At 65.2% G+C, this 12,102-nt stretch carries 14 protein-coding genes; 8 read left to right on the forward strand and 6 right to left on the reverse strand.

From position 1 onward, the window contains the following. Positions 1 to 78 precede the first annotated feature (78 nt). The 3 genes from ACNQS7_RS21460 to ACNQS7_RS21470 all read left to right on the forward strand — a co-directional run bounded on the left by ACNQS7_RS21460 (position 79) and on the right by ACNQS7_RS21470 (position 3,270). Positions 79 to 474 carry a hypothetical protein gene (locus tag ACNQS7_RS21460; RefSeq protein ID WP_418014116.1) on the forward strand — a complete coding sequence of 132 codons (396 nt, stop codon included), beginning with the start codon at positions 79 to 81 and terminating at the stop codon, positions 472 to 474. Positions 475 to 723: 249 nt separating this feature from the next. Then, positions 724 to 2,406, forward strand: coding sequence for a PecA family PE domain-processing aspartic protease (locus ACNQS7_RS21465; protein ID WP_418014117.1), 1,683 nt, complete (start codon positions 724 to 726; stop codon positions 2,404 to 2,406). A gap of 234 nt (positions 2,407 to 2,640) precedes the next feature. Continuing rightward, complete coding sequence (locus ACNQS7_RS21470; RefSeq protein WP_418014118.1) at positions 2,641 to 3,270, forward strand: MmpS family transport accessory protein; 630 nt, start codon at positions 2,641 to 2,643, stop codon at positions 3,268 to 3,270. A gap of 49 nt (positions 3,271 to 3,319) precedes the next feature. On the opposite strand, the gene ACNQS7_RS21475 is transcribed toward ACNQS7_RS21470, so the two are convergent. After that, entirely contained in the window at positions 3,320 to 3,844 is a 525-nt protein-coding gene (locus ACNQS7_RS21475) for a hemerythrin domain-containing protein (RefSeq protein ID WP_418014119.1), read from the reverse strand. A gap of 151 nt (positions 3,845 to 3,995) precedes the next feature. Between ACNQS7_RS21475 and ACNQS7_RS21480 the strand changes: the two genes are divergently transcribed. Then, positions 3,996 to 4,826 (forward strand): PE-PPE domain-containing protein, encoded by an 831-nt coding sequence (locus ACNQS7_RS21480; protein ID WP_418016083.1) that lies wholly within the window; start codon positions 3,996 to 3,998, stop codon positions 4,824 to 4,826. Here ACNQS7_RS21480 and ACNQS7_RS21485 read toward each other — a convergent pair whose 3' ends face one another. The 5 genes from ACNQS7_RS21485 to ACNQS7_RS21505 form a co-directional block, all read right to left on the reverse strand. Next, positions 4,827 to 5,963, reverse strand: coding sequence for a 1,4-beta-xylanase (locus ACNQS7_RS21485; protein WP_418014120.1), 1,137 nt, complete (start codon positions 5,961 to 5,963; stop codon positions 4,827 to 4,829). It lies immediately after the preceding gene. A 106-nt stretch (positions 5,964 to 6,069) separates the two neighbouring features. Continuing rightward, on the reverse strand, positions 6,070 to 6,522 hold the full coding sequence (locus tag ACNQS7_RS21490) for a TM2 domain-containing protein (protein ID WP_418014121.1): 453 nt from the start codon (positions 6,520 to 6,522) through the stop codon (positions 6,070 to 6,072). A gap of 9 nt (positions 6,523 to 6,531) precedes the next feature. Continuing rightward, entirely contained in the window at positions 6,532 to 6,891 is a 360-nt protein-coding gene (locus ACNQS7_RS21495) for a hypothetical protein (RefSeq protein ID WP_418014122.1), read from the reverse strand. Between the two features lie 53 nt (positions 6,892 to 6,944). After that, positions 6,945 to 7,331 (reverse strand): YbjQ family protein, encoded by a 387-nt coding sequence (locus tag ACNQS7_RS21500; RefSeq protein ID WP_055581244.1) that lies wholly within the window; start codon positions 7,329 to 7,331, stop codon positions 6,945 to 6,947. A 54-nt stretch (positions 7,332 to 7,385) separates the two neighbouring features. Beyond that, positions 7,386 to 8,279, reverse strand: coding sequence for a helix-turn-helix domain-containing protein (locus tag ACNQS7_RS21505; RefSeq protein ID WP_418014123.1), 894 nt, complete (start codon positions 8,277 to 8,279; stop codon positions 7,386 to 7,388). Positions 8,280 to 8,334: 55 nt separating this feature from the next. On the opposite strand from ACNQS7_RS21505, the gene ACNQS7_RS21510 reads away from it, so the two are divergent. The 4 genes from ACNQS7_RS21510 to ACNQS7_RS21525 are packed head-to-tail and all read left to right on the forward strand — an operon-like array spanning position 8,335 to position 12,096. Beyond that, complete coding sequence (locus tag ACNQS7_RS21510; RefSeq protein ID WP_418014124.1) at positions 8,335 to 9,606, forward strand: sulfotransferase family protein; 1,272 nt, start codon at positions 8,335 to 8,337, stop codon at positions 9,604 to 9,606. Positions 9,607 to 9,631: 25 nt separating this feature from the next. Then, positions 9,632 to 10,873, forward strand: coding sequence for an MBL fold metallo-hydrolase (locus tag ACNQS7_RS21515; RefSeq protein ID WP_418014125.1), 1,242 nt, complete (start codon positions 9,632 to 9,634; stop codon positions 10,871 to 10,873). After that, a complete protein-coding gene (locus ACNQS7_RS21520) occupies positions 10,870 to 11,619 on the forward strand; it encodes an SDR family NAD(P)-dependent oxidoreductase (protein ID WP_418014126.1) in 750 nt (249 codons plus the stop codon). The genes ACNQS7_RS21515 and ACNQS7_RS21520 overlap by 4 nt, the downstream gene beginning before the upstream one ends. A gap of 9 nt (positions 11,620 to 11,628) precedes the next feature. Then, positions 11,629 to 12,096, forward strand: coding sequence for a VOC family protein (locus ACNQS7_RS21525; RefSeq protein ID WP_418014127.1), 468 nt, complete (start codon positions 11,629 to 11,631; stop codon positions 12,094 to 12,096). Positions 12,097 to 12,102 lie beyond the last annotated feature (6 nt).

Here is a 12,102-nt window from a genome sequence, read left to right on the forward strand (position 1 = left end):
TTTTCTCCCATTCTTCGAACGCAAGAATCGCGCTAACCGCCGGGGTTAATGTCAGCCCGACGGGGAAAGGAGCCCACCATGCGCACTCCGCACAACTTAAGAAAAATCCGTGGGGCATTGCTGAAGGGCGGTCTCGCGGTATCCGGCCTGGGTATGGCCGCCGGTATCGCTGCGGCCCATCCCGGTCCCGTTCCGCAATACCCCGGTCCGTTCGCCACCGACGACAATGGTTGGGGCCCGCCGAAGCAGTGGTGCCCAGGCGAACCCCTACCGGCGACCGGTAACCACGTCACCGACCCATTCCGCGGCTGGGACATGACGGTATGTCACACCTACTATTACCTTTATCCGGGCATGGGCAATGTGTCGAACATGATTTGGGACGGGGACAACCCGCCACCGAAGCCAGGTCCACCGGTCGGCCTCTATTGCGACCCCAATCTCACCAATTGCCGCATCGGCGATCATCCGTAAATCAAGCATGAAAACCCCGGTCACCTGCCGGGGTTTCGTGAATGCTTATCGGTGTAGCGGCCCGAGTTGCAAACCGCATGGATGTGACGTCTCGGACGCATCAGCGCTGACCGCCGACCAGGACCTCCGCTGCTGCCGAAATGCGAATTCTTCCGGCAAAGATGCACGTCACCGCGGGAAAATCGCTACCATCGCTGTGTCGCACTCGGGGGGCGACAACTCGATGACACGGGTTGCCGGAGGTGGGCGATGTCGTTTGCTATTGCGTCTCCAGAATTAATAACGGATGCCGCAACAAGTTTGGCGAAACTCGGATCGACGATCAGCGCGGCCAATGCGGCCGCTGCCGCGCCGACCACGCGGTTGCTCGCCGCTGCCGGCGACGAGGTGTCGGCGGCTATCGCTGCGATGTTTTCTCAACAGGCGTCGACGTACCAGGCGCTGAGTACGCAGGTCGCGGCGTTTCACGGCCAATTCGTACAGTCCCTCAACGCCGGCGCGCGCGCTTTTGCGGCCGCCGAGGCCGCCAACACGGCGCCCCTGCAGGTCCTCGAGCAAGACGTTCTCGCACTGATCAATGCGCCGACCAACGCTCTGCTGGGGCGGCCGCTGATCGGCAACGGGATCGATGGCATCACCGACGCCGATGGCGTGGGGACGGCGGGTGGGGCGGGCGGATTGCTGCTCGGCAACGGCGGCACCGGTGGGGAGAGCACGGCCGAAGGAGCACCCGGCGGCGCCGGTGGCGCAGCCGGTCTGATCGGCACCGGTGGCACCGGGGGCGCCGGCGGGTGGGCTGCGCCGGGCGGGATCGGAGGCCGCGGCGGGCTGCTGTGGGGCAACGGCGGCGTCGGCGGGCTGGGCGGTCCCACAGCTGCTGGGGGTGCGGGGGGCAGCGCGCTGTTCTTCGGCGACGGCGGTGCCGGCGGGATGGGCGGGGAGCTTGCCGCTGGCGGTGCCGGCGGTCGTGGCGGGTGGCTATTGGGCAACGGCGGAGCCGGCGGAACCGGTGGCGTGCTGGGCGCCGGGGGACAGGGCGGACCGGGCAGCCTGTTGGGCGGTCATTCGGGGGCAACCGGCGAGGCCGGTGGTCAAGCCGCCATCGACCTCGAAGTAGAAGGCACCCGGCCCAAGGTTTACGTCGCCGTCGGTGACGGACAGATGGTGCAGGTGTCCGTGGACACCGGATCTACCACCACCTTGATCCCGCTCGCGGATGTGGATCTGGCGTCGTTAGGTCCGTCCACCGGATCAGGCATATACACGTTCGGAACGCCTGAACAGGAAACCGTCGTGCATTACGACACATATACGACGTCCCTGAACTTCGGCCACGGAATCATCACCCGACCCATGACCATCGGCGTCATCACCTCCGAAACATTCAACGGGGTGCCGGACACGCCGGAAGGCCTTCTCGGCGTCGGAGCCAACACGACGAGTCTGCCGCATTTCCAGACCAGCGCCGTGCAGCAGCTGCCCGGAATCCTCGGCCAAGGAGTGCTCATCAACCAACCTGGCGAGGAGATGGTCTTCGGTCCCAATCCGGGGAACCCATTTGCCGCGGTTTCCGGAGCGCCGATCACCAACCAATTCCAAATATCGGTCAACGGTGGGGCTTTCCAGGCGACCAGCGGCGCGTACGTCGACAGCGGCGGCGTGGACGGGGACATTCCGGAAGCCCTCGTCCCGGGTTATTCGGCGGGCGAGTACCTGCCCGCTGGGACGACCATCACGGTCCGGGTTCCCGGGCCGACTGAGACGGGCTACACCACGTTGTACACCGAAACCGTCAGTGCGTCTCCGGATGCCGTACAGGTCACGGCGGGTGACTTCAATACCGGCAATTACATATTCACGCAGATGCCCATTTACTTCTCCTACAGCCCCACCGGCGGGACGATATTCTTCAATCTGCCGTCGACAGACTAGGTCGCGACGCGGAGTCTTCGGCGTTTCGAGTTGCGCTCCACCCCAACGACTTTGACGCTAATCGCGGCGTGCCCGCTGGCGCCGGCGCCCGGAGATCGGTGGGCCCTTCCAAGTTTTGCGCAAGAATTGCGCAAACTCCCGAGGTTAATTTTCAACCCGAACCGAGAACGGGTCGATCCGGAAGTCGATCGACCCTCGTCAATCGGATCCGAAGGGATCCTGGGGAGGAAATCCATGTCAACCACACGTATGTCCATACCGCCGCTGCTGATGTGCGCCGCCACCGCCTTCATCGCCGTCGCCGTGCCGGCGCCCGCGGAGGCTGCGCCGGACACCTGCATTTCGGGTTACGTATGGCGCGAAGCCCGGCCCAGTGACCACGTCTGCGTCACGCCCGCGGTGCGCACCCGCACCCAGCAGGAAAATGCCAACCCCACCAACCACCGGTCGCCCAACGGCGGCGCCTACGGTCCGAACACTTGCGTAAACGGTTACGTCTGGCGCGAGGCGTTCGACGGGGACACCATCTGCGTGACCCCCGACGAGCGCTCGGCAACGTTGGCGGACAACGCCGCTGCCGCATCCCGGGTCGCAGCACCTCAGTCGCCCGCTGGTGGGAATGTGGTGTTCGAGGCGTTCGGGCCGGGCGACGTCTACTCCGTCGTCACCGACCCCGATACCGGTCTGTACAGCAATGCGCCACTTCCCTTCAAGCGCACCACCACCGTCGGCGCCGACGTCACGATGCTGCAGGTAGTCGCGACCGGCAAGCAATCCAATCCTGGATGCCGCATCACCCTCAATGGCAAGGTGGTGGCCGAGAAACCGGTCGGCGGAGACGCGCACTGTATTTACACACGCTGACAAGTCGACCCGAGTTGAGGCAGAAACCCCGGCCCCCGGCCGGGGTTTCTCATGAATGCTTATCGATGTATTCGCCCGCGTCCTTATCCCGGTTGTCGACACCTTTGGTCGCTTCGCGTTCAGCGTGAAACCGCAACCATTGCATGGCCAGCTCCTTGCGGAGCTCCAGAGAGGCGCTCTTGATGAAGTCAGGCATGGCCTCGCGCTCTTCCTCGTCGAGGTGTTTACCGTTCTGCTCGCGGGCCTCGTGAACGGCCTCGAACCACTCGGTGCTGCCGGGCTCCAGCCGGCGCGAGCGACGGACCGCGTCGCGGATCGCGTTGTGGTCGGTGATGGCGTCCTCGGTCTCGTCTTCCGGGTCACCCTCGGGATTGCTGGGATGGTCATGCCCGCCGTGCTTGAGCAGCGCTGGGTAGAACACCGCTTCTTCGGCCTCGGCGTGAACGTCCAGGCGGGCACTGAGGATATCCCAGATGGCTGCGAGGTCGTCGTCCGATGACGCATCGTCGAGCCGGAAGAACTGACGCCGGATCCAGTCGTGATCGGCGTAGATGAGGTCGATGATGTCCGCCATGGTCCAGTAGTTCACCCGCGGTGCACCGGCCAAACTGTGACTACCCTCGCTAGATCGCGACCCTGCGTCATTCCCGTCACGATTGACCAGTCACCGCAATGGTTTTGAGGCCGGCGATGATATATATGCCAGGCATGGGGTGGCACCGGTGATGCGTTTGCTGACGTCAATCGCGTTGGCGTCGATAGTTGTTATCGGCGCAATCGCGCCGGTAAAGGCCAGAGCGGCAGACGAATCCACCGCTGCCACGGTACTGACCATAAACCCGGCCTTTTTACCGTTGCCCTCCAACTGGTTACGCGGCGAGTTATTTGCGGCGCCGAACGTGAAAGTCAAAGTCCCCTACACAAATCTGCCCAACGCCTATTTCGTGCACCAGGGATCAGACGTGCTCAACCAGTTGTTGCACTCCACGCCGGGCCGCAAGATCGTCCTCGGCCACAGCGAAGGCGCGCAAGTGGAAGACGATTGGCTGCGCCGGTACGGTCCGGGTAGCGACATCGATCCCGCGACGGTGACATTCGTTCTCACCGGCGACCCGGAGAACAAATACGGCGGTTGTACCTTCATCTCCAACAGCGGATGCACCGCCGCATATGGCGGCCGGGGATTTCCGGCCGATACCCGCTACACGGTCAAAGTGCTGACGCGTCAATACGATTTCTGGGCGGACTGCCCGGCCGACCTGTCCAATTCCGTCGCGCTTTTCAACCGAGTGGCGTCCAACTTCGTTGCCGGCAAGGGAGAATTGCGAGGCCCGCACCTGGATTACAGCAATCTCAGCCTGACCGATCCCGGAAACAAGTCGTACGTCGAGGGCAACGCCACCTACATCCTGGGAGCGCCCGCCACGTACTACCTGCCGATGGTCACCTGGCGGATCGAGTCGGCCGAGAACAAGAGGATTCACGATCTGCAGTGGCGCCCAATGGTCGAATCGGCCTACCACCGCCCGATGGGGACGGTCGATCCACCCGCCTGATCACTCCCGATCCCGCCCGGCGGCCAGCTTGCGGATCGTCTGCACCTCGCCGTCCGCGAACGGGCGCCCGTCGGGCTGCAACAGGTCGGCGAACCACTGCTTGGGCACCGCGGTCGCCGGGTGGTCCCACGAACTCCACGGGAAGTAGGTCTGGGTCTTGCCGGCGACCAGGCCCCAGTTGAACGCGCCGACGTTGTGCCGCCTGGCGATCGGCAGAATTCCTTCCACCGTGCTGCCCAGTGACCGGGCCAGGTACTCGGTGCAGATGATCGGACGCCCGAGTGGCGCTAGTTCACCGATGCGGCCCTCGAACTCTCCCGGCGGGGCGTAGCTGTGGAACGTGATCACGTCGGCGTTGTCGAGCTGGATTCCGGCGATGGCGCTGCGAGCGCCGGGATCTCCCCAATTGCCCTGCCACACACCGCTTGTCAGCGGTTGCACCGGATCCACCGCGCGTGCCCAGCGGAATACCTGGGGGAGCAGCGCCGCAACCCGGTCCAGCTTGTCCTTGCGCTCCACCTTGCGGTACTCGCGCGCCGGGTTGTCGGGTTCGTTCCACAGGTCCCAACCCAGCACGCGGTCGTCGTTGCGGAACTGGCTCAACACGCCGGTGACGTACTCCTGCATCACACCGGCGTAGCGGGGGTCGTCGATGTGCTCCGCGCCTGGACCCTGCACCCACCCGGAGTTGTGCACCCCCGGCCGGGGTGCCCGCTGCCGTCCGATGCGGGGGAAGGGGTCCCAACAGGAGTCGAACAGCACGAACAGCGGCTTGATGCCGTGGCGTGCGGCGATGCCGACGAACTGCGCCAGCCGGGATTGAAAACCGGCCCGGTCCTGGGCCCACAGCTGGTCGTGCAGGAACACCCGCACCGTGTTGAACCCGTGGAACCGTGCAGCGCCCAGCTCGTTGTCGATGCGCCGTGGGTCATAGGTCCCGGCCTGGAACATCTCGAGCTGATTGATGGCCGTCGAGGTGGTGTAGTTGACGCCGACCAGCCAGCCCTGCGCCTGATACCAGTTGTGCGCACGGTCGGCCGGCCAGCGGCCCGCCTCGGCGGACGCGCGTGGCGTCCGGCTCAGCGCTGTGGCGGCCGCCAGCGCCAGCGGCAGCTTGAGAGCGGTTCGGCGTTGCACCCAGCGACGGTAAGTTCGGAACCCGGCGCACGCCGCGCGGCATACCGGCCCGCGACCTTTTGAGGGTGGAAATTGTTATCCCGCTGTCACTTTCGGGATGAGCGAGCTAGCGCAGTTTGCGGCCGTAGCTGTCGGTGACGCTGCCGGTGAAGATCATGATCGCGTCGATGAAGCCCCAGATGGCGACGCCGAGGAACACCGGTAGGCCGATGATGCAGAAGACGGTGAAGAGCAGACCGGACAGGCCGAGGCACAGCTGAATCACCGCGATCTGGGTGGAATCCAGATAGAAGCGACCGACGCCGAAGGCGCCGAAAAACAGCTGAAGCAGTCCGGCGGTGGTGGAGGACTTGTCTGACAGCGGCATCCCGGTGGCCGGGTCACGTCCGAACGGCGCCTGCGGATCGACGGCGTAACCCGGATAGCCCGGATATTGCGGGACCGGCGGAACGGGTGTGTACTGCGGTGGCTGCGGTGGCTGCGGTGGCTGATAGCCGTAGGGCTGCTGGCCCCAGGGCGGCTGCTGCTCGGGGTTTCCGGGGTAGTTCGGCGTTCCCATCGGCTCTACCTAACCACTGACGATCAGTGGAAGCGAGATCATGCCCGCGCCGCCGGTGACGACCAGAACCCAGCGGCCGTCGACGGGCAACTTGACCTCGATCGGGAAGATCGCAAAACCGAGTTCCGCGGTGGTGGCGGCCTCGGGCAACTCGAATTCGATGTTCAGCGGCTCGTCATCGGTGGGTGGGCGGATCTCCACGTCGACGCGCCGCTCCGGACTGCCGGTCTCCGCCTGGGTCAGCACCACGAGCAGGAACTGGGCCAGCCGATCGTCCTCGACTGTGAATCGCAGCAGCACGCCGCCCGAGACGTTGAGTTTGTTGTCCGTCGCCGAAGCAGCTTCGGCCAAAAAGGCCCCGACTATCACTGGCTGAAACTACCGCTGCGGCCTGAGAGAAGCACGGCCGAGGGGCGGGGTGGCTATTGCTGAGGCTGCGGTGCGCCGCCGCCGTACCCCAGCTGGGACGCGGTGTAGCGGGCGCCGTCGGTCACCGGCACCGCCTGCACCGCCGTCCCGTAGGCACAGATCTCGGTCCACACATCACCGAGCTCGGTCGTGTCGAAGCGCATCGCCACAATGGCGTTGCCGCCCTTGGCGCGAGCCTCGTTGATCAGCCGGGCCATCGCCTCGTTGCGGCTCTCGGCCAGATTTTTGGTCATGCCCTGCAACTCGCCACCGAACATTGATTTGAACCCGGCGCCGAACTGCGCGAACGCATTTCGGGACCGCACGGTCAGTCCGAAGACTTCGCCGCAGACGCGCTGGATTTCCCAGCCGGGGATGTCATTGGTTGTGACCACGAGCACCGGCATGCCTTTCCGTCAGGGGGAACGGGGTCGATTCCCGCTGCAGGCTACCGCTCAGGCCGGATGCGCGACGCATTCTGCGATCGTTTGCGCCGCGATGCGGACCTGCTCGCCGAGATCGGCGACCTGCGCACCGCTGAGTTCGGTGAACGGTGCGGCGCTGACAGACATGGTGACGATGCCGTCCGCATCGAAGACGGGCGCGGAAATGGTGGCGATGTTGTGCAGGCCGGGTTCGGCGAGCTCGGCGGCCACCATGTCGATCACCGTCAGGTCGGCCAGTGCGCGTGCCAATCGCACGGTGATGGCGTCCGGTTCCCCGTCGGAGCCCAGTGCGCGCAACGCGGTGTATACCCGGATGTACTCCCGGCTGAGGCGTTCGATGACGTAGCCGCGCTCGCGGATCTCGTTGAGAACGAGGCTGATTCGGCGCGACATGGCGGGCGTCGGCTTGCCCGCGCCCGCCAGCCAGGAGTGCTGCGCGGCGGTGGAACTCCAGGCCAGATAATCGCGGCCGAAGGGCGCAACCAGCGGCATCCGCAAGCCCCGGTCGACGTGCATGCCCGATGCGGTCTCACCCGCGCTGTCGATCACCACGAGCGAATTGGCTTCCCGCCGGGCCAGAAACACCTCGGCTCCGATCGATTCGGCAAGGCGCTGCAGTAACCCGTGGTGCCTGAGCTCGGGGGCCGGTGTGCTCAACGAGGCGATGCCGGGACCCCACGAGTAGGCGCCGGTGGCAGCCCGTACCACCCACTCGCGGCTGGTCAGAGTGCTCATGATGGCGTGACCAGTGGCGCGGCTGATGTGCAGCTCCCGGCTGATCTCGGCGAGGGTGAATCCGCGCGCGGGCTGGGATGCGAGCAGCTCCATGATGGCGACCACCCGCTCGGTGGGAGGGGATGCGGGTTGACGTTGCGTGGCGTCCCCGTCTAGCGTTGCCGTCATATTTTCGAATCCTATATCGATTATTCGACACAGGAAAAGGTTCGGGAGTGCAGCGGTGGAAGCAGCGGGTGTCGGGATCACTGACCAGATCGACTTCGATGACCTGACGACGCCCCGGTTGACCGACGTCCAGCGCCAGATCCTGGAATACACCGAGAGCCGCCACGTCGAGTTCGATATCGACAAGATGCTCGCCGAAGCGCGCAACCGCGCGGGTGCCTCGGATCTCGACGACACCGGTGGCCTCACGGGCCGGCTGCAGGCGCACGTGGCCGCGATCGACAACGACGAGGGGCTGCGCCAACTCTCCCGGTCCACGCTGCGGCAGCGGGTCGTGCGGTTGCTGCGCAACCGGTTGTCGCTGACCGACCTGATCAAGCGGTATCCGGAGATCGAATCGATACCGATCGAGAATCCGATCATCGTCGTCGGGATGCCGCGCTCGGGCACCACACACCTGGTCAACCTCATCGCCGCCGACCCCCGCCGGCGCGCGCTGCCCTACTGGGAGAGTCAGGATCCGATGCCCGCCCCGGGCGAGGGGCCGGACACGTTCGGCGTGGATCCGCGTTACACGCGGTGCAAGCAGGAACACGACGCGCTCATGATCAGCGCCCCCGTGGTGGCCGCGATGCACGACCGCTTCCCGGAGGCCATCGAGGAGGAAGTCGAGATCCTCGACCTGGACCTGGCCTCGTACGTGCTCGAATGGCATGCGCGCGTGCCGGACTGGCGAGACTACTATCTGGCCCTGGACCAGCGGAAGCATTATCGGTACCTGCGAAAAGTGCTGCAGGCGTTGACCTTTCTTCGCGGCCCACGCACCTGGGTGCTCAAGAGCCCGCAGCATTGCGAACAACTCGGCCCGCTGATGGCGACGTTCCCAGACGCCACCGTCGCCTTCACTCATCGCGATCCGGTCGCGGTGATCCAGTCAGCGATCACCATGATGGCCTACTCCGACCGGCTGCGCCGAACCAGCATCGAACCTGAGTGGCTGTTGGACTACTGGAGCGACCGCGTGCACCGGCTGCTCAGCGCGTGCGTGCGGGACCGGGATCTGGTGCCGGACGAACGAAGCATCGACATCAGCTTCCACCAGCTCAACGGCAACGAAATGCCGCTGCTGAGTGAGCTCTACCGCCGTGCCGGCACCGAACTGACCGACAAGGTGCAGCGACACTTCCAGAAGTACCTGGACGGTAATCCCCGCGGTAAGCACGGCCGGATTCGTTACGACCTGCAACGCCACTTCGGCATCTCGCCCGACGAACTCCGCGCGCGCTTCGACTTCTACTTCGACAGGTTCGACGTCCGCGCCGAATGAAGGAGACGCCGAATGAAGGAGGCACATGACATCCGAACCCGTGTATCGAAGCCGCCCGGGCGCCGACGCCATGCGCCCGGCGTCCGCGGAGCGGGCCGAGCAGATCGCCCCCGGGCTCTGGTGCTCCCCGGGATTGTCGAACGCCTATCTGCTGACCACCGATGAAGGCCGGGTGATCGTCAACACCGGGATGGGCTTCGAGGGGCCGGTGCACCGGGCCAATTTCGACGCCGTCGACTCCTCGCCGGTGCGCTACATCATCTTCACGCAGGGCCATGTCGACCATGTCGGGGGACTGGACAGCGTCCGCGACCCCGACACCACCGTTGTCGCACAAGCGAACTGGAAGTTGTGGCGCGACGACAACGAACGTCTCATCCCGTATCGCGCCAGCCGCAGCGCCTTCGCCTTCAAAGACACGCTCGCCACCGGCATTCAGGCCATCCAGCAGCGACTGGGCACCAGAAAGCTGCCCGGACAGAGTGTTCCCGCCGTCGATCTCGACTTCGACGACACGCTGACCCTGCAGCTGGGCACCCGCCACTTGGAACTGATCGCCGTGCCCGGCGGAGAAACCAGCGACTCGCTGGTGGTGTGGCTACCCGAAGAGCGAATCTGTCTGTGCGGAAATACCTTCGGTCCCATCTTCGGGCATATCCCCAACCTGGTCACCATCCGTGGCGACCGGTACCGCGACGCTCTGACGGCGATCGCATCGGTGGAAAGGGTGCGCGAGCTGCAACCCGAACTGTTGGTCACCGGCCACTTCGGCCCGATCGTCGGCGCAGAGCGCATCGACTCTGAACTGGCCAGGCTGCGCAACGCGATTCAGCACATCCACGACCAGACCGTCGCCGGCATGAACGCCGGCAAAGACGTCGGCACCCTGATGCGGGAGATCACCCTGCCCCCGGAACTCGAAGTGGGGCAGGGCTATGGCAAGGTCCCCTGGGACGTGCGGGCCATCTGGGAGAACTATTCCGGCTGGTTTCACCACCGCTCGACCACTGAGCTCTATCCGGTCGGGTTCGACGAAGTGGCCGCCGACATCGTCGAACTCGCCGGTGCCGACGCACTCGTCGACCGCGCACGGGCCCACCTGTGCGCGGGCCGGCCGCTGCACGCCATCCACCTCGCCGAGCTCGTCGCCCGCGACCACCCGGGAGCCCGTGAAGTGCTCAGAGAAGCCCACGAAGACCTACTGGCAGCCAGCGAAAACTTCTGGGAGACAGCCTGGCTCAAGCAACAGATAGCGAGCAACTCATGACCGCACGGGTCAGTTTCGACTTCACCGGGACCACCGCCCTGATCACCGGCGGCACCAGCGGGATCGGTCACGGGATCGCCAGCCTGTTCCGGGATGCCGGTGCCCGGGTCGCCATCACCGGAACGAAGGCCGACGCCGGCGAATATGACACCGATCTGTCCGGCATGACGTATCACCAGTTGCAGATCACCGACCCGGCCTCCGTTGACGCGCTGACGGGGCGGTTCCCCGAACTCGACGTGCTGGTGAACAACGCCGGTGCGAATTTCCCTGGTGGACTCGATGAATCGAAGCCGGACGGTTTCGCGGCATCGGTCGAGCTCAATCTGACCGGACCGTACCGGCTCACGGTCGGGTTGCGCCGCGCGCTGCAGGCCTCGACTGCCGCCGGTGGCGCCAGCGTGGTCAACCTGGCCTCGATGTCGGCGCTGCGCGCCGTCCCTCTGGTCCCCGGCTACGGAGCCGCGAAGGCCGGAATCATCTGTGTGACAAGGAACCTTGCCGTGAAGTGGGCGTCCCGTGGGATCCGGGTGAACGCGGTGGCGCCGGGTGCCGTCGAAACCCCGATGACCGCGCCGATGCTTTCGGTGACCGAACTGATGGACACCGAACTGGGGCACATCCCGCTGCAGCGGTTCGGAAAGGTCGGCGAGATAGCGCCCACGGTAGCCTTCTTGTGCACCGAACAAAGCAGTTACACCTCCGGTGCGGTGTTCGTCGTCGACGGCGCATCGGACTGCATCTGAGGACGGAATATGGCGCTCGCACTTCGACCAGAAGACCTGTACCACACCGGCATCGTGGTACCCGACCTCAACGCCGCGATGGCCCGGTTCACCGCGCTGGCCGGCTATCGGTGGATCAAGCCGATGTGCTTCACGCTGCCCTTCCGCACTGGTACGGGCACCCGTGAACTGACCTCGAACTTCGTCTACTCCGTGCAGAGCCCGTACTTGGAACTGATCCAGGAGACACCGGGGACACCGTGGGTGGCGGCACCCGGCAACGCCATTCACCATCTCGGCTACTTCACCGACAACCTCGACGAGACCGCCGCGAGTCTGGAAGAAAACGGGTTCTCCCTCGAGATGACCGGCGACGTGCCCGGCTCGAAGCTGTCGATGTTCGCCTACTACGTCGACGCCGGCGGGACGCGCATCGAGATCGTCGACCGAGCGCTGTTCGGCGACTTTCCCGCCTTCCTGCAGTCGATGGTCCAGTAGCCGATC

It is taken from the genome of Mycobacterium sp. 23 (assembly GCF_048287075.1).
GTDB lineage: Bacteria > Actinomycetota > Actinomycetes > Mycobacteriales > Mycobacteriaceae > Mycobacterium > Mycobacterium gordonae_B.

What these genes read in the sequence shown, in the direction of transcription:
- ACNQS7_RS21460 (WP_418014116.1), top strand. Translation starts at nt 79, where the DNA reads ATGCGCACTCCGCACAACTTAAGAAAAATCCGTGGGGCATTGCTGAAG.
- ACNQS7_RS21465 (WP_418014117.1), top strand. Translation starts at nt 724, where the DNA reads ATGTCGTTTGCTATTGCGTCTCCAGAATTAATAACGGATGCCGCAACA.
- ACNQS7_RS21470 (WP_418014118.1), top strand. Translation starts at nt 2,641, where the DNA reads ATGTCAACCACACGTATGTCCATACCGCCGCTGCTGATGTGCGCCGCC.
- ACNQS7_RS21475 (WP_418014119.1), bottom strand. Translation starts at nt 3,844, where the DNA reads ATGGCGGACATCATCGACCTCATCTACGCCGATCACGACTGGATCCGG.
- ACNQS7_RS21480 (WP_418016083.1), top strand. Translation starts at nt 3,996, where the DNA reads ATGCGTTTGCTGACGTCAATCGCGTTGGCGTCGATAGTTGTTATCGGC.
- ACNQS7_RS21490 (WP_418014121.1), bottom strand. Translation starts at nt 6,522, where the DNA reads ATGGGAACGCCGAACTACCCCGGAAACCCCGAGCAGCAGCCGCCCTGG.
- ACNQS7_RS21505 (WP_418014123.1), bottom strand. Translation starts at nt 8,279, where the DNA reads ATGACGGCAACGCTAGACGGGGACGCCACGCAACGTCAACCCGCATCC.
- ACNQS7_RS21515 (WP_418014125.1), top strand. Translation starts at nt 9,632, where the DNA reads ATGACATCCGAACCCGTGTATCGAAGCCGCCCGGGCGCCGACGCCATG.
- ACNQS7_RS21520 (WP_418014126.1), top strand. Translation starts at nt 10,870, where the DNA reads ATGACCGCACGGGTCAGTTTCGACTTCACCGGGACCACCGCCCTGATC.
- ACNQS7_RS21525 (WP_418014127.1), top strand. Translation starts at nt 11,629, where the DNA reads ATGGCGCTCGCACTTCGACCAGAAGACCTGTACCACACCGGCATCGTG.